The sequence below is a fragment of the Dysgonomonas sp. BGC7 genome, from assembly GCF_001261735.1.
Classification (GTDB): Bacteria; Bacteroidota; Bacteroidia; order Bacteroidales; family Dysgonomonadaceae; genus Dysgonomonas.
Genome location: NZ_CVRP01000005.1, coordinates 122,714 through 139,593, shown reverse-complemented (window position 1 = coordinate 139,593; position 16,880 = coordinate 122,714). Strand labels below are relative to the sequence as shown.

Below are 16,880 nucleotides of genomic sequence, written 5' to 3'. Positions count from 1 at the left end.
AAACTCATAAACAATGATACTAAGTGAACAAACATGGCGTTGGTACGGGCCGAACGATCCGGTGGCACTTGCCGATATAAAACAAGCCGGAGCTACCGGTATAGTAACAGCTCTTCATCATATCAAAAACGGAGAAGTATGGACTGTAGAAGAAGTCCAAAAACGTGTTGACATGATTGAAAAGGCAGGTCTTACATGGTCTGTAGTAGAGAGTATTCCTGTGCATGAGCACATTAAGACTCAAGAAGGCAATTACAAGCAATATATTGAAAACTACAAAGAAAGTATACGCAGCTTGGCAAAGTGTGGCGTGACGATTATTACTTACAACTTTATGCCTGTATTGGACTGGACTCGCACCGATCTTGCCTATACAATGCCTGATGGTTCTAAAGCATTAAGATTTGAACGTGCTGCCTTCATGGCATTTGAATTGTTCATCCTCAAGCGTCCGGGTGCCGAAAAAGACTATTCTGCCGAAGATATCGCAAAAGCGAAAGCCCGCTACGAATCAATGTCGCAGGATGAAAAAGACTTGCTTGTACGCAATATGATTGCAGGACTTCCGGGGGCTGAAGAAAGCTTTACCTTAGAAGAGTTTCAGGCTCAATTGGATAGATATGCCGGAACTGATGCAGAGCGCTTACGTTCCAATCTTATCTATTTCTTGAGTGAAATTGCACCTGTTGCCGATGAGGTTGGCGCGAAGCTGGCTATTCATCCCGATGATCCTCCTTATGCTATTCTAGGTCTTCCTCGTATTCTGAGTACCGAATCTGACTTCAACAAGTTGATTGCCGCAGTGCCTAACCAGTCTAACGGATTATGTTTCTGTACCGGATCGTTCGGAGTAAGAGCAGACAACGATTTACCAAATATGATTAAGCGCTTAGGCGATAGGGTAAACTTTGTGCATTTGCGTTCTACTCAGCGTGATGCAGAGGGTAACTTCTACGAAGCGAACCATTTGGAAGGCGATGTGGATATGTATGGTGTAATGAAAGGCTTCCTCGAAATACAGCAAAAGCGTAACATATCTATTCCTTTCCGTCCCGATCATGGACACCAAATGATTGATGACCTGAATAAGAAAACCAATCCCGGATATTCTTGTATTGGTCGCCTGAGAGGTTTAGCTGAGCTTCGCGGCTTAGAAGTAGGTATTGCTAAGACTTTGTATGCAAAATAATTTTTTCACTAAAAAGTGACAAAAGTAACAGAATTCTCTTATTTTCATCTGTTACTTTGTTAGCTCTTCTCAAACGGGCTTCTATATAGATAAAGAGGTTGTCTAAAAATAAGATAGACAACCTCTTTTCTGCTTTATAGAAACTTTCAAAAAGAAATCAGATGTGAAAGGAGTTATGAGGTTTCGTTAAAATTATTTATATTTACAATTCATTTTAAGTATAATTAATTAAAATCTTATGAAGACAACAAAACTATTATTTTTATTAACACTTATTTTTACAGGTTTAACTTTTTCATCTTGCAGTAGCGATGATGATAACGAAGGAGGGGGTAGTTCTGTTAACTTTGGTCCGAAGAACGTATTTACAGGTGATTTGCCAAAGACAATTGGTCTTTCGACTATAAAGTATAATTCGGATGGGTTACTTGAAGAAGTTTTGAGTACTACAGAAAAAGTTACTTTTGAATACCCATCACAAACGAAATCGACAGGGAATACTGTTGCTGTAATAATGAAAGTTAACGATTTGCAATACCCTGAAGATAGCTATACTGTTAAATTTGCTATTGGTTCAAATGGTTTTGCCAGTAGAGCTTTACAAACCTATGCTGACAATTCAACTGACACTTGGGAATTTAGCTATAATAGAGATGGACAGCTGAACTATATGAAAAGAAGTGAGGGAGATAATGAAGTTACTAACATAACATATGCAGATGGAAATATAACAGGAATAAAAATGGAATCTGATGATAAAAGTGAAGGCGTTTATACAACATCGATAGGATATACATCAGATGCTCATCCTAATGGAATCGAAAATAAGGGATGTGTTATGTTGTTTGATATAACTTTCGGCGCAGATTTAGATGAGATGGAAGTCGCTTATTATGCAGGTCTACTTGGTCGTGCAACAAAAAAACTACCTTTGAAAAAAACAGAACAATATGTTGGAGAAACAACTAGTGATACATATATATTTGACTGGACTTTAAATACAAAAGGTTATCCAACCAAAGTAAGCTATATGGATGGTGAATATGATGAAAGCCTAAACTTGGGTTGGTAATATTTGCTGATACTATAAAATATAAAGAGGTTGTCCAACTTGGACAACCTCTTCTTTTATATCTATAGTCGATTTTTATTTACTAAAGGTCATAATTGTTTTATTGTCTTTTTTCAGGAACAAAGTATTACCCTCTTTCTCAAGGTTGAAAGCACCTGTAAAAGCTTTTACCAATTCGTTTTCTACTTCCATCTTCAAACATGCCATACGGGTAACAGCAAGAGGTTTCACATCCAATACATTATTGCTCAGACTAAATGTGCCGTTATAATTATTACATCCTGCGCTTCCTGCAAGACGGTTTTCTGCAAAGTTGAATTCAAGAGTAGGCATCTTTGTTACATCTTCGCTGCTTATACTTTTTCCATTCAGAGATTGAAGTTCCCATTTACCGGCCAAATCGGTTTCGTTAAGAGGCACTGCACGATCAAATATGAGTACTGGCTTTTTATCTTGTAAGAATATGAGGTTGTTATTTGCAATAGTAAGGTGAGATGTTCCGTCTAATAATTTGAAATAAGATGATTCGTCTACACCATCGCAAAACATCATTGTTGAAATAATCTTAGAACCTGTAAATTCTCCATCTTTGTATGTAAAGCTACCTCCAAAACCATTACATCCTCCAGTACCTGATATTGCTCCTTTCTCGAAGTCGAAAGTTATAGTTGGTAGTTTTTTAGAAAAAGAATCACTAGCCTTCTTTCCATTTATTGTATTTAGTACCCACTTGTCTTCCAATTGTTCTTTTGTTGCATTTTTTGTCACTTTACAGCTCTGGAATGCAAATACAGCGGTTGCCGTAATCAATAATAATTTAATAGCTTTCATAATTTTTCTTTTATTTATGTAATAAGTTTGTCTTATTTTTATATATAACATTTTGTGTGAAAAAATGTTGAGAATCGTGGTGAAAGATTATAGAGTAGTTGTCATTAGCCTGATTTAGTGCTTAAAAGATAGAGATAAATTTCTTTTGTCTGTATTTTGTAAGGGTAATCCTCGTGATTATCCACATTTAGTTCGTATCTAAAATACCAATTTCTTTGTATAGAAATATGGTGATAAATTCTTTTATAACTTTAGATGATTAAATTTTTAATTTAGTCTCATTCTTAGCTTCCGTATATATGTCTGATATTTCATCCGACTGATATATGTGAAAACCTACACTGTCGCTTTGTGCTATTTGGAACATTGCAAATGCTACTCTTTTTGCTTTTATTGCCCGATACTTTTTTAAAGGGCCTACCATGAGTATGGAGAATATACGCATTACATATTCAGCAAGTCTTTCTCCGACTCTAAACTCTTTTCTATTACCTAGCAACAGAGAAGGGCGAAAGATAGATGTGGACTTGAATGCCAAAACGCGTAAAGCTTCTTCGCATCTGCCTTTAGTTTTCAGATAGAAATTACCTGATTGCGGGTTTGCTCCCAGTGAAGAAATAATAGAAAATTGTTTTACACCGTTTATTGCAGCGGCTTTGGCAAATAGGGTAGGGTATTCTAAGTCTACTTTTTCGAATGCTTTTTGACTTCCTGCTTTTTTTATTGTTGTTCCCAGACAGCAGAACATATCATCTCCCTTTACCAAGTCCTGATATGAATCAGGATTGTCGAAATCGATAACATGTTGAATGAGTTTTGGGTGCGATATTTTTAGTTCTTTACGAACGAAACTGATAACTTGATTATAAATATTACTCGAAAGTAATATTTTTAGTAATAAAGAGCCTGTCAGTCCTGTACTTCCTATTATAATTGCTGTCTTTGTCATTCTATAATTCTAAGTGATAATGAATCTATTAGTTACAATAATAGTGCCATTTATTCCAAATCAATAACTGTGATGCCTGTTCCACCAAATTGTACATGTTCGTCCTGATAATTTTTTACTCCCGAAACTGTACGCAGGTAATCTCTTATAATTTGGCGAAGTGCTCCTGTACCTGTTCCGTGCAGGATGCGGACTCTGGACATGCCTACAAGGATAGCGTCGTCTATGAAATACATCACAGCTTGCAGAGCTTCGTCGCCACGCATACCTCGCACATCAATATCTTGTTTGAAGTTGAGTTTCTTTTCTCTCATATCGTCACTTACAGCGGCACCCACTACTTTGCTCTTAAAGTTTTGTTTTGCTTGATTCTTGCTCACATACTCCAGCGAATCCAGCTTGGCTGTCGATTTTATCATACCAAAGGCTATCGAGGCAGTCTCCTTTTGTATATCAATTACCTGACCTATACTCGTTTGTCCTTTTATACGGACATTATCACCTATGGCTATTGTCGGTTGTTTATGTACCTCTTCCCGTTTTTCTTTTTTCTTCTTGTTCTTTTCTTTCTCCTTTAGTTTTTCTATTTTACGGGCTATTTTATCATCCGTTACTTCTTCTTTGTCTAGCGAAGACCTGAATTCGTTTAGTTGTTGCCTAACCTGCTTGGTCTTTTCTTTTTCTGCTTGCGATTCACGTATAGTGCGTATAGTGTTTTCTATTTTAGCATTGGCTTCTGCCACTATTCGCTCAGCCTCTGCTTTTGCCTGTCTAACGATCTCTTTGCGCTGTTTGTCTATAGCAAGAAGATCAGATTCGTAGGAGGATGTCAACTCCTCCATTTTTTTCTCTTTTTGTCTGATATTTTGCCGTTTTGTTTCCCAATAACGTTTGTCGCGGACTATATCTTGTAAATATTTATCCATATTTATATAGTCGCTACCTACAATTTCGGATGCGTCAGCAATCACATCTTCCGGCAATCCTATCTTGCGGGCTATTTCTATGGCAAACGAGCTTCCTGGATTGCCTATGGCGAGGGTAAACAATGGCTGCATCAGATGTCGGTCGTATAGCATGGCTCCATTTATAACGCCTTTGTTTTCATTGGCAAAATGTTTCAGGTTCTGATAGTGAGTCGTTATAACACCAAAAGCTCCTCTCTGGTTGAACCGTTTCAATAGAGATTCTGCTATTGCACCACCAATCTGAGGCTCGGTACCGCCTCCGAACTCGTCGATAAGAAGAATTGTTTTATTATCACAGTTTCTGACGAAATACTTCATATTGGTAAGGTGAGAACTATACGTACTCAGATCATTTTCTATCGACTGCTCATCACCGATATCTATAAAGATATTGTCGAATATTCCTACTATCGAGTTCTCGGCAAGAGGGATTGGCAACCCGCACTGAACCATGAACTGCAATAAGCCTACGGTTTTCAGACAAACGGATTTACCTCCGGCATTTGGTCCCGAGATAATCAACAGGCGATTTTCTTCTTCCAGTTCTATGTCGAGAGGCACTATCTCCTTATTCTGTTTACGATGCGAAATGAAGAGTAGCGGATGCTTGGCTCTGTACCACCTTATTATCTGTTTGTCTTCCAATGTGGGCTTAATGGCGTTGAGGTCTATAGCGAATATTGCTTTTGCCCTTATGAAATCTATCATAGCCAAAAACTCATAAGACTGTAAAATATCGGGTACTAGAGGACGCAGTATGTCGGTAAAAGCGATCAGTATTTTGACTATCTCACGACGTTCGTCACCCTCCAGCTCACGTATCTGATTGTTTGCTTCAACAACTTCGGCAGGCTCTATAAATACGGTCTTTCCTGTAGCCGATTCGTCATGCACTATACCTTTTATTTTTCTCTTGAAGGCAGGAGCAACGGGTATTACCAGACGTCCATCTCTCATTGTAGGAGCCACATCTTTTTCTACAAGCCCTTCGCTCTGCGCAGCTCTCAGTATCGAGTTCAGACTCTTGGATATGCCACCCGATATACGTGCTATATCTTTCCGTATCCGTCCCAGTTCAGGAGAAGCATTGTCTTTTATTCTCCCGAATTTATCGAGAATATTATCTATTTTACTTATCAGCTGAGGAAATACTACAACCTCTCCTGCCAATGCGAAAAGGAAAGGGTAGGGTGTATTTTCCTCCTCTTCCTTTTTCAGAAAAGCAACTATATCACGTATTGTTTGCAGTGAGCATCTCAGATTGAAAAGTGCACTTTCGTCTATCCATGTACCCTCCACTCTTATATTGCGAAGCGAATAGCGTACATCAATAAAATAATTCGTAGGGAAGCTATCTTCCTCTTGTATTATGCGAATAAACTCTTCTGTTTGAGAAAGAGCAGCGGTAATATCTGTATAATTGGCAGAGAAATTCATTTCCTCTACTTTTTCTTCGCCAAGGGGACTTAAGCATTTAGCAACAAGCTGTTGGCGTATTTTGTCGAATCCTATTTTCGATTCGAAATTTTCGGGATAAATCACGTTTTATTACTTTTAGGGATGCAAAGATAAGCAATTGATATATTATTATTTAATAACTATATCAAATTAAATGGCTGTTTTTCCTCATTTTACAGCTATATTTGCATAAATTCTAAAATAAGTTCGTATGAAAGGTATTATCCTTGCCGGAGGAAGCGCTACACGCCTCTACCCTTTATCGAAGGCTATTTCGAAGCAAATCATGCCTGTGTATGATAAGCCGATGATTTATTATCCACTTTCTACTCTTATGCTTGCAGGTATCCGCGAGATACTCATAATATCTACCCCGCGGGATTTACCTATGTTCAAAGAACTTCTTGGTTCGGGCGAAGACTTGGGCATGCGCTTCGAGTATATAGTTCAGGAAGTGCCTAATGGGCTGGCGCAGGCTTTTGTGTTGGGTGAGCAGTTTTTGGGAGGAGAATCGGGTTGTCTTATTCTAGGCGACAATATGTTTTACGGACAAGGTTTTTCTCGAATGCTGAAAGAAGCTGCCTCTATCAATAAAGGAGCTTGTATATTTGGATACTATGTGAAGGATCCTAGAGCTTATGGTGTAGTAGAATTTGATGATGACGGCAAAGTTATATCGTTGGAAGAGAAGCCTGAAAAGCCGAAATCGAACTATGCTGTTCCCGGTCTTTATTTCTATGATAATACTGTCGGTGAAAAGGCTCGGAGTCTGAAGCCTTCGGCAAGAGGAGAATATGAAATTACCGATCTGAATAAATGTTATCTTGAAGAAGGAAATCTTCAGGTTCAATTGTTCGGGCGAGGATTTGCATGGCTCGATACAGGTAATTGCGATAGTTTGCTCGAAGCGGGTAATTATGTAGAAACTATACAAAACAGGCAAGGCTTTTATATTTCTTGTATCGAAGAAATTGCTTGGCGCAATAAATGGATCAGTGATAGTCAGTTGTCCGATCTGGGTAGGAGATTAGAAAAGACCGCTTACGGACAATATATACTTAGTTTAATAGACTAAAAAGAATAATGAAATTTACAGAGCAGGAGATTAAAGGTGTATGGATTATCGAGCCTAAAGTATTTACCGATGAAAGGGGCTACTTTATGGAATCATACAAAAAAGATATTTTTGAAGAACATATAGGTCGGGTTAATTTTATACAAGATAATGAATCCCGATCTACAAAAGGAGTACTGAGAGGGCTTCATTACCAAACAGGGAGTTATTCTCAGGCCAAACTGGTTAGAGCGCTGAAAGGTCGGGTGCTGGATGTTGTTGTCGACTTGCGGAAGTCTTCACCTTCTTTTGGTAAGCATGTAACCGTAGAGTTGACGGAAGACAATAAGAAGCAATTGTTTGTTCCTCGTGGATTTGCTCATGGCTTTCTAGTATTGAGTGATGAGGCTATCTTTTCGTACAAAGTAGACAATGTATATTCTCGGGAGCATGAAGCCACGTTATTGTGGAATGACCCCTCGGTAGGTGTCGATTGGGGAGTGAAAGAGTCTGATCTGATTTTGTCTGCAAAAGATAAGATTGGTCAGATATTATCAGAAGCTGTTCTGTTTGGCTAAGTATGGCAAAGAAAGCAAATAGTAAGCGCAAAAGAAAACCTAGGAGAACAGTCAGACGCTCAAATTCTAATCGGATACGCAAGAAACTGGCACTGTCGTCTGTTCTTGTATTATGCCTTGTTTTAGTCGGATTATTTATCGTAAAAGATTATTTGTCTGAATCCGAAACTTTCGACTCCGACAAGTATTTCGTGAAAGGTATTGATGTATCACATCACAACCCAATTCTCAATTGGAATAGTGTACTCGAACAAAATATTACGTTTGCTTATCTGAAGTCTACAGAAGGAAATTCTCATCTGGATAGGAATTATCCTTACAACTATGAATTGGCAAGAGAAGCAAATGTAAAAGTAGGATCCTATCATTTCTATACATTTGCTTTATCAGGCAAAGAGCAGGCAGATCATTTTCTTAAGACTGCTAAATTTAATAGTGGAGACCTTATCCCTGCCATAGATGTAGAACATTCTCCTGCCAACCCCTACAGTAAAGACAAGAAATATGTAGCTCTGGTAGTGAATGAATTAAAGGTTTTGGAAAATGAGCTTTATGAGCATTTTGGAGTTCACCCTATCATTTATACCAATCGAGATTGTTATAAACTATATATAAAAGGAAACTTCGGGGATAATATAATCTGGATGTGCGATTTGCAAAACGAACCGTCTAAAGATCTCGATAAATGGAGAATATGGCAGTTCTCTCATAAAGGGGAGCTTCCGGGAATTGACGGACATGTCGATCTTAATTACTACCGCTATTCTTTTAATGAATTTAAAGAATTATTACTACCTTGATGCCTTTAAAGAAATAACCGATGAAGTGCCGAATTATTGCTTATTTATTTTTGAGTATTGCCTGTCTTTCTTGTTTTGACGAAGATCGTTTCGAAAACTCGAAGCAGGGAAATTTCGAAGCTCTATGGAAAATTATAGATGAACATTATTGCTTTTTCAATTATAAAGAAGTGGATTGGAATGATGTTTATGAACGATATTCTGTCCGTATTAGTGAAAAAATGGATAATGATGCCTTGTTTGCCGTTCTTGGAGAAATGTTGGCAGAGCTAAAAGACGGGCATGTGAATTTGGTAGCGAATCACGATGTAGCACGTTATTGGAAGTGGTTTGAAGACTATCCCGATAACTTTGATACTAAAATACAAAAGAACTATCTGGGTACAGATTATAGCATAGCCAGTGGGCTGAAATATAAGATTTTGGACGATAATACCGGGTATATATATTATGGAAGCTTTTCGAGTGGCATCGGAGAAGCTAATATAAATCAGGTGTTAGACCGTATGGCTGTATGTGATGGTATAATTCTTGATATCAGAGACAATGGTGGCGGCCTGCTTACTAATAGCGATAAGCTTGCATCCCATTTCTTTAACGAGAAAACTTTGGTGGGCTATATGCAACATAAGACAGGTAAAGGTCATAACGATTTTTCCAAGCCATACGAATTGTATGTTGAGCCCTCTAAGGGTGTAAGGTATCAGAAAACAGTCGTTGTTCTTATAAACCGAAGCTGTTACAGTGCTGCCAATGACTTTGTGAGTGCGATGCGTTATGCTCCGAATGCTATTTTGTTGGGAGATAAAACTGGAGGAGGTAGCGGCATGCCTTTCTCTTCCGAGCTTCCTAATGGATGGTCGGTTCGTTTTTCAGCATCACCGATGCTCGACGCAGAAGGTAATCAAATCGAGTTTGGAATAGATCCTAAACCGGAATATAAAATTGATATGTCAGAGGAAGACATGGCTAAAGGGGTGGACTCGATAATAGAAAAAGCCCGTGAAATAATAAAAAGTGAGGCAAAATAAAATAAGTCTGAAATAGAATAAATTAATTGACTTTTTGAAGCCTATGTATTAGCAAATGATCCATATTGGTCTGTTGTATTCTTTCAATATGCTATAGAACATTTCTTTTTGTATTAATTATTTGCTGATTTCTGATTTTATGACATCTCTTTTACGTATATTTGTTTCGGTATAAGCTAGTAATTAAGTGTTAGTTTTTCTACTTCGATAAAATTTTATAAACTATGCCTAAAGTAACAAAAGAGGCTGCCTTGAGATACCATTCATCTGGAAGGCCGGGAAAAATAGAAGTTGTTCCTACTAAACCTCATAGTACACAATTTGACTTGTCGTTGGCGTATTCGCCTGGTGTTGCTGAACCATGTCTTGAGATAGAAAAAAGTCCTCAGATGGCCTATGACTATACGGCTAAAGGGAATTTGGTGGCTGTCATATCTAATGGTACGGCGGTTTTAGGATTGGGTGATATTGGTGCATTAGCCGGTAAGCCTGTAATGGAGGGCAAAGGTTTGTTGTTTAAGATTTTTGCCGGTATCGATGTTTTCGATATAGAAGTTGATGAAGTTGATCCGGACAAATTTATACAAACAGTAAAGGCAATAGCCCCAACTTTTGGAGGGATCAATCTGGAAGACATAAAAGCTCCCGAATGCTTCGAGATAGAAAGAAGACTGAAAGAAGAATTGGATATTCCTGTAATGCATGACGATCAGCACGGAACCGCTATTATATCGGCTGCTGCGCTTATCAATGCACTGGAGATAGCCAAAAAAGATATAACGAAGATTAAACTTGTCGTGAACGGTGCCGGTGCATCTGCCATTGCTTGTACAAATCTGTATATGAAGTTTGGTGTTCAGAAAGAGAATATTGTAATGTGCGATAGTAAGGGTGTGATAAATACCCGACGCAAAGATCTGAACGAAACTAAAAGATGTTTTGCTGTTGATAGCGATTTAGAAACATTGGAAGAAGCTATTGTCGGTGCTGATGTTTTTCTTGGCCTGTCAAAAGCCGATGTGTTGACCAAAGAAATGATTCGTACGATGAAACAGGATCCTATTGTTTTTGCTTTGGCAAATCCTAATCCTGAAATATCATATGATGAGGCTATGGCTTCGCGCGATGACCTTATATTTGCTACCGGGCGTTCCGATTATCCTAATCAGGTGAATAACGTTTTAGGATTTCCTTATATTTTCAGAGGAGCGTTAGATGTGAGGGCAACAGCTATTAACGAAGAAATGAAATTGGCTGCATCAAGGGCTATTGCCGACCTAGCAAGGGAGTTAGTACCTGATGTTATAAATACTGCATATCAGATAAAAAAGCTACACTTTGGTCGTGACTATATCATACCCAAGCCTTTAGATCCCCGATTGCTTACAGCAGTATCTGTTGCTGTAGCAAAAGCAGCTATAAATAGCGGTGTTGCACGCAGGGTGATTGAAGATTGGGATGAGTACGAAAGTCGCATATCTGAAATGATGGGCTATAGTAACAAAATGATTCATCGTCTGACAGCTGTAGCAAAGAGTGAGCCTAAGCGTGTGGTTTATTGCGAAGGCAATCACATCAATATGATTAAGGCTGCTATTATTTCACAAAAGGACGGGCTGTGTCATCCTATTTTGTTAGGTAGTGAAGAACGAATCAGAAATATAGCAAAAGATAATGGTATTGATTTGAACGGAGTTCAGATAATAGATCATAGGAATATATCGGAAGACGTACGTCGTAGTCGCTATGCACAATTATTGAGCGAGAAGAAATCGAGAGAAGGTATTCGTTTTCAGGAGGCTTTTGAGAAAATGAGTGACCGTAATTATTTTGGTATGATGATGGTCGAAACCGGAGATGCAGATGCTGCTATAACCGGTATATACAGCCATTATCGAGAGTTTGCCAATACAGCACTTGAAGTTATCGGTCTGAAACCTGGATGCAAACATTTTGCGGCAATGCATATTGTGCAGACAAAAAAAGGCCCTTACTTTTTAGCTGATACCTTAATCAATCGTTGGCCTGATAAAGAGGTTTTGATCGAGATAGTGAAGCTGACTCATGATGCCGTTACATATTTTGCAACAGAACCGATAATGGCGATGCTTTCATTTTCCAACTATGGTGCAGATAATGATGGTAGCCCCAAAAGTATCTCTGATGCAGTGAAATATTTTCATGAGAGTTATCCCGACTTTATTATAGATGGTGAAATGCAACTTAATTTTGCTATGAATAAAGATTTGAGAGATAGAGCTTTCCCCTTCAATAGCTTAAAGGGTAAGGATGTAAATACACTGATATTCCCTAATTTGAGTTCAGCTAACATTTCTAGTAAATTACTAATGGAATTGGGTATTGCCGGGGAAAGTCTTGGTCCTATTCAGATGGGATTGCGCAAGGCTGTTCATTTTACAGATATTGAAAGTTCGGTTAGAGATATAGTTAATCTTACGGCAGTTGCAGTTGTAGATGCTATTGCAAATGTAAAAGAATAAAGTTTTGTATAATATAAAAAAAGCGGCTATTGATTAATAGCCGCTTTTTTGTATTTAGGCGCAAGGTATTTTATCTATTCTGGACTGATGTCTGCCTCCTTCAAATTCGGTATTGAAAAAGACAACTATCATATCGTAGGCCTCTTGTTGCGAAATAATTCGACCGGGCAACGTTAATATGTTAGCATTATTATGAGCTCTTGTCAGTCTCGTTATTTCTGTATTCCAGCACAATGCGCTTCTTACAGATTGATGCTTATTCAGAGCCATATTAATACCGTTACCTGTGCCACAGATAGCAATACCAAAATCACATTCTTTATTATCTATAGCCGTACCCAGCTTGTGTGCAAAGTCGGGATAGTCTACACTCTCCGTTCCGTAGGTTCCAAAGTCAATATATTTGATTCCTTTTTCGTCAAAAAGGTTTACTATATATTTCTTTATGGCAAAACCTGCATGATCACTTGCCAGCCCAATGGGCTTTTCTCCTTGTGGAAATATGCTCATGATTTATAGTGATTTATTTCAAAAATTCTTTTACCTGTTTGTATACATTATCGGCTGTGAAACCCAGTTTCTCATCCAATACCTTATAAGGAGCCGAGAAGCCGAATGAATTGAGTCCCCATATACGTCCTTTGTCTCCAACCAAGCCTTCGAGTGTTACAGGCAGACCTGCTGTAAGCCCAAACTTCTTCTTGTTGTAAGGAAGTACTTGCTCTTGATACTCTTTGCTTTGAGTGCGGAATAGGCCTTCGGAAGGAACCGATACGATACGTACTTTTACTCCATCTTCTTTGAGTAGTTTAGCTCCATCTACAAGCGTGGATACTTCCGAACCCGAAGCTAATAATATTACATCATAATTGTCTTCATCTTGTACTATGTATGCTCCCTTTTCGGTTTGCAGAGCTTCTTTATAGCGATTCTCCTTAGACGGAAGATCATTTATGTTCTGACGAGAGAAAATCAATCCTGTAGGAGTCGAAGTATTCTCCATTGCCATTTTCCATGCTACTGTAGCTTCTGTAACATCTGCCGGACGAAGTACCAACATAGAATTATGTCCATGGTGATTCTGTAGTTTCTCCAACAAACGTATTTGGGCTTCTTGCTCTACCGGTTCGTGGGTAGGGCCATCTTCTCCTACACGGAATGCATCATGTGTCCAGATAAACTTAACCGGTAGTTCCATCAACGCAGCCAAGCGGATAGCCGGTTTCATATAGTCAGAGAATACGAAGAATGTACCACAAGCCGCTATTACGCCTCCGTGCAATGTCATACCAATGCAAAGACATGCCATTGTTAGCTCAGATACACCCGGTTGAAGAAATGCTCCGGAGAAATCTCCTTTTTTGAATATAGAAGTCTTTTTCAAGAAACCGTCTGTCTTGTCCGAATTAGACAGGTCGGCAGAAGCCACTATCATGTTTTCAGCTTTCTGCGCAAGTATGCCTAACACTGTAGCAGAAGCAGCACGTGTTGCCTGATTTGGCTTTTGTTCTATAGCTTCCCAATCTATATTAGGAGTGTAGCCATCAAACCATTTTTGCATTTTTGAAGCTAGTTCCGGATTGCTCTTTGCCCATGCTTCTTTTTCTGCTTTCTTTTTGGCTACTATATCGTTAAGCTCTATTTCACGTTTTGCATAAAGCTCTTTTGTTTCGGGGAATATTGTAAATGGATTTTGAGGATCACCATTCAGATCTTTGATAGTAGTATCGAAACAAGCTCCTGCTGCACTTAGTGGCTGACCATGAGTTTCTGTTTCATTTTCGAAACTCGATCCGTCTTGTTTACGTGCACCTTTTCCCATTACAGTATTACCTATAATAAGGGTTGGTCTTTCTTTTTCTAGTTTTGCCTCGGTTAGCGCTGCCCTGATTTCAGTAGGGTTGTTGCCATCTATTGTAATCACACGCCATCCCCATGCTTTGTATTTTGCGGCTGTGTCTTCGTCGGTTACATCTTTGGTTTTGGACGAAAGCTGAATGCCATTCGAGTCGAAGAACATTACAAGATTGTCAAGTCCTAAATGACCTGCTGTACGTCCTGCACCCTGAGATATTTCTTCTTGTATTCCACCATCGGAAATGTAAGCATATATTGTCTGATCCATGCAGTTCCCGAAGCGGGCTTTAAGGAATTTGGCTGCAATAGCTGCTCCTACGGCAAAAGTGTGTCCTTGTCCCAGCGGACCGGATGTGTTTTCTATACCACGAACGACATCTCTTTCCGGATGGCCGGGTGTAACGCTTCCCCATTGGCGAAACTGTTGCAAATCGTCCATTGAGAACTTCCCGATAAAAGAAAGTGTAGAATATAACATAGGAGACATATGTCCCGGATCTAAAAAGAAGCGGTCTCGTCCCTCCCATGTTGGATTTTGCGGATCGTATACTAGAAATTCAGAGAACAGTACGTTTATAAAGTCTGCACCTCCCATTGCGCCTCCGGGATGACCCGATTTCGCCTTCTCGACCATTGCGGCCGCTAGTATGCGGATATTATCCGCAGCTTTGTTCAATAGCTTAATGTCATTCATAATTGTATATTGGGATAAATTTTATACTTGCTTTTACAAAAGTAAGAAATCTGAGCGATATAAAATAATAAACAACATGGCGTTATTTAAAATAATCATTTATTATTTCATACTTCTATTATGCTTTGTTCAATCGTCCAGTTGATTGATATTAATGGCTAAGCCTCCGGCAGAAGTTTCTTTGTAGAGGCTTGGCAGGTCGTGTCCTGTTTGTTCCATTGTGCGCACTACCTTGTCGAAATTTATAAGATGCTTTCCGTCCGATAGCATAGCAAAAGAGCAAGAGTCGAGAGCTCTTGCGGCAGCAAAAGCGTTACGTTCGATACATGGTATTTGCACCAGTCCGCATATAGGGTCGCAGGTCAGTCCGAGGTGATGTTCCAGCCCCATTTCTGCTGCGTACTCTATCTGTTGAGGCGATCCTCCGAATAGCTGACATGCAGCTCCGGCAGCCATTGCACATGCTACGCCAACTTCTCCCTGACAGCCTACTTCGGCTCCCGATACAGAAGCATTAAATTTTACGAGATTACCTATAAGACCAGCTGTAGCCAGAGCTCTTACTATCTTTGTATCACTAAAGTTATGATTCATTTTCAGATGGTACAGTACAGCAGGCAAAACTCCGCTCGATCCGCATGTGGGAGCTGTGACAATTATATTGCCACTGGCATTTTCTTCCGATACGGCTAAAGCGTAGGAGTATATGAGTGCTCTGCTTTTCATCGAACCTTGATAACCTCTCGATTTGACATAGTACATAGATGATTTACGTTGTAGCCCCAATCCTCCGGGAAGTAGTCCTTCGCTGTCGAGACCTCTTTGTATGGCTGCTTCCATTGTTTTCCATACTGTGAGCAGGTATTCATATATATCTTTGTCTTCGGTGTCTTCTACATACTCCCAAAAGGTTTTTCCTGTTTCCTGACACCATTTCAGGATAGATTTCATTAGAGTTTTATCATATAAAGACGGTTGCTCTACCCGATTTTCTCCTTCGGATAGGTCTCCACCTCCAATGCTATATACAATCCATTCGTTAATAGGTTTCCCTTCTTTTATAGCTTCAAATTTCATACCATTGGTATGGAAAGGTAATACGATTTCCGGTTCCCAGACTATTTCTGTTGTATATGGTAACAATGTGTCAATAATTGCTATATCGGTCATATGCCCTTTTCCTGTAGCGGCAAGGCTACCATACAATGTAACCCGAAAAGAAGATACGTCAGGATTATTGTCTTTAAACCTTTGCGCCGCTTTTTGAGGAGCCATTGTATGACTACTCGATGGTCCGTGACCAATTTTGTACAAATTGCGAATTGAATCCATATTTTAATATTGCTTTTATCTATAACACTTTTATTAAGATAGGGTTTTTATTTTATTCAAATACAAAAATAGTAATATTAAATATTGTTAAAGATTAAATCGCTTCGGTTTTATAAATATTGGTATGGAAAGTAATCTTTTCCTTTGTTTCGAAGAGTAAGTATTTCTACTTCTTTTGTTGTTTTTTGACATATTTATATTTTGAGACAATGTAATAGATTGATAATCTGAAAGTATGTTTGTTGAGGTATTTTGCCCGTAAACAAAAAGCTAGAAATAGTTATTAAATGATTAACATGATGGTATAAAAAGAAATGAAAAACTTTGCATAAATTATATGTTATACAACACATTTTTTAAGAACGGAGGATGAAAAGAGATAAGTATTTTTACGTTGTTTTTTACGAGAACAATCTTCACTTAACCAAAAGACCATGAATTTGGGTACATCTGTATCCGTAGAGAATCAAGGGGTAATTGAGTTATTTTTATTTAATTACTCCTTGAGTTCTCTAAGAGAGAATCTAATGCTTTTGTAGATGAAGAACTATAAAATTATAAAATGA

At 38.7% G+C, this 16,880-nt stretch carries 13 protein-coding genes; 7 read left to right on the top strand and 6 right to left on the bottom strand.

The annotated features are described in order from the left end of the window. Positions 1-13: 13 nt before the first annotated feature. Together uxuA and BGC7_RS03530 are read left to right on the top strand one after the other, a co-directional pair. The gene (gene uxuA / locus BGC7_RS03535; RefSeq protein ID WP_050700189.1) at positions 14-1,189 is read left to right on the top strand and encodes a mannonate dehydratase; all 1,176 of its coding nucleotides are present in this window, start codon (positions 14-16) and stop codon (positions 1,187-1,189) included. Positions 1,190-1,427: 238 nt separating this feature from the next. Further along, positions 1,428-2,261, top strand: coding sequence for a DUF4595 domain-containing protein (locus tag BGC7_RS03530; protein WP_050700188.1), 834 nt, complete (start codon positions 1,428-1,430; stop codon positions 2,259-2,261). Between the two features lie 75 nt (positions 2,262-2,336). Here BGC7_RS03530 and BGC7_RS03525 read toward each other — a convergent pair whose 3' ends face one another. The 3 genes from BGC7_RS03525 to BGC7_RS03515 all read right to left on the bottom strand — a co-directional run bounded on the left by BGC7_RS03525 (position 2,337) and on the right by BGC7_RS03515 (position 6,551). Further along, the gene (locus BGC7_RS03525) at positions 2,337-3,092 is read right to left on the bottom strand and encodes an META domain-containing protein (RefSeq protein ID WP_185112941.1); all 756 of its coding nucleotides are present in this window, start codon (positions 3,090-3,092) and stop codon (positions 2,337-2,339) included. 259 nt (positions 3,093-3,351) lie between these two features. Further along, positions 3,352-4,041, bottom strand: coding sequence for an NAD(P)H-binding protein (locus BGC7_RS03520; RefSeq protein ID WP_050700186.1), 690 nt, complete (start codon positions 4,039-4,041; stop codon positions 3,352-3,354). A gap of 50 nt (positions 4,042-4,091) precedes the next feature. Next, on the bottom strand, positions 4,092-6,551 hold the full coding sequence (locus BGC7_RS03515; protein ID WP_050700185.1) for an endonuclease MutS2: 2,460 nt from the start codon (positions 6,549-6,551) through the stop codon (positions 4,092-4,094). Positions 6,552-6,678: 127 nt separating this feature from the next. On the opposite strand from BGC7_RS03515, the gene rfbA reads away from it, so the two are divergent. The 5 genes from rfbA to BGC7_RS03490 all read left to right on the top strand — a co-directional run bounded on the left by rfbA (position 6,679) and on the right by BGC7_RS03490 (position 12,431). Then, positions 6,679-7,542, top strand: coding sequence for a glucose-1-phosphate thymidylyltransferase RfbA (rfbA, locus tag BGC7_RS03510; RefSeq protein ID WP_050700184.1), 864 nt, complete (start codon positions 6,679-6,681; stop codon positions 7,540-7,542). A gap of 8 nt (positions 7,543-7,550) precedes the next feature. Continuing rightward, a complete protein-coding gene (gene rfbC / locus BGC7_RS03505; RefSeq protein WP_050700183.1) occupies positions 7,551-8,099 on the top strand; it encodes a dTDP-4-dehydrorhamnose 3,5-epimerase in 549 nt (182 codons plus the stop codon). Between the two features lie 2 nt (positions 8,100-8,101). Next, on the top strand, positions 8,102-8,899 hold the full coding sequence (locus BGC7_RS03500) for a glycoside hydrolase family 25 protein (RefSeq protein WP_050700182.1): 798 nt from the start codon (positions 8,102-8,104) through the stop codon (positions 8,897-8,899). A gap of 20 nt (positions 8,900-8,919) precedes the next feature. Further along, positions 8,920-9,930 (top strand): S41 family peptidase, encoded by a 1,011-nt coding sequence (locus tag BGC7_RS03495; protein WP_185112940.1) that lies wholly within the window; start codon positions 8,920-8,922, stop codon positions 9,928-9,930. A gap of 224 nt (positions 9,931-10,154) precedes the next feature. After that, complete coding sequence (locus BGC7_RS03490) at positions 10,155-12,431, top strand: NADP-dependent malic enzyme (RefSeq protein WP_050700181.1); 2,277 nt, start codon at positions 10,155-10,157, stop codon at positions 12,429-12,431. A gap of 54 nt (positions 12,432-12,485) precedes the next feature. Here BGC7_RS03490 and rpiB read toward each other — a convergent pair whose 3' ends face one another. The 3 genes from rpiB to BGC7_RS03475 all read right to left on the bottom strand — a co-directional run bounded on the left by rpiB (position 12,486) and on the right by BGC7_RS03475 (position 16,314). Next, positions 12,486-12,941: a ribose 5-phosphate isomerase B gene (gene rpiB / locus BGC7_RS03485; RefSeq protein ID WP_050700180.1), complete on the bottom strand. Its 456-nt coding sequence runs from the start codon at positions 12,939-12,941 to the stop codon at positions 12,486-12,488. Positions 12,942-12,954: 13 nt separating this feature from the next. Continuing rightward, positions 12,955-14,982 (bottom strand): transketolase family protein, encoded by a 2,028-nt coding sequence (locus BGC7_RS03480; protein WP_050700179.1) that lies wholly within the window; start codon positions 14,980-14,982, stop codon positions 12,955-12,957. A 129-nt stretch (positions 14,983-15,111) separates the two neighbouring features. Continuing rightward, the gene (locus BGC7_RS03475) at positions 15,112-16,314 is read right to left on the bottom strand and encodes an L-serine ammonia-lyase (protein WP_050700178.1); all 1,203 of its coding nucleotides are present in this window, start codon (positions 16,312-16,314) and stop codon (positions 15,112-15,114) included. Positions 16,315-16,880: the final 566 nt, after the last annotated feature.

Excerpts from the sequence above, each read along its gene's own strand:
- uxuA (WP_050700189.1), top strand. The coding sequence starts at position 14 with ATGATACTAAGTGAACAAACATGGCGTTGGTACGGGCCGAACGATCCG.
- BGC7_RS03530 (WP_050700188.1), top strand. The coding sequence starts at position 1,428 with ATGAAGACAACAAAACTATTATTTTTATTAACACTTATTTTTACAGGT.
- BGC7_RS03525 (WP_185112941.1), bottom strand. The coding sequence starts at position 3,092 with ATGAAAGCTATTAAATTATTATTGATTACGGCAACCGCTGTATTTGCA.
- BGC7_RS03520 (WP_050700186.1), bottom strand. The coding sequence starts at position 4,041 with ATGACAAAGACAGCAATTATAATAGGAAGTACAGGACTGACAGGCTCT.
- rfbA (WP_050700184.1), top strand. The coding sequence starts at position 6,679 with ATGAAAGGTATTATCCTTGCCGGAGGAAGCGCTACACGCCTCTACCCT.
- rfbC (WP_050700183.1), top strand. The coding sequence starts at position 7,551 with ATGAAATTTACAGAGCAGGAGATTAAAGGTGTATGGATTATCGAGCCT.
- BGC7_RS03500 (WP_050700182.1), top strand. The coding sequence starts at position 8,102 with ATGGCAAAGAAAGCAAATAGTAAGCGCAAAAGAAAACCTAGGAGAACA.
- BGC7_RS03495 (WP_185112940.1), top strand. The coding sequence starts at position 8,920 with ATGAAGTGCCGAATTATTGCTTATTTATTTTTGAGTATTGCCTGTCTT.
- BGC7_RS03490 (WP_050700181.1), top strand. The coding sequence starts at position 10,155 with ATGCCTAAAGTAACAAAAGAGGCTGCCTTGAGATACCATTCATCTGGA.
- rpiB (WP_050700180.1), bottom strand. The coding sequence starts at position 12,941 with ATGAGCATATTTCCACAAGGAGAAAAGCCCATTGGGCTGGCAAGTGAT.
- BGC7_RS03480 (WP_050700179.1), bottom strand. The coding sequence starts at position 14,982 with ATGAATGACATTAAGCTATTGAACAAAGCTGCGGATAATATCCGCATA.
- BGC7_RS03475 (WP_050700178.1), bottom strand. The coding sequence starts at position 16,314 with ATGGATTCAATTCGCAATTTGTACAAAATTGGTCACGGACCATCGAGT.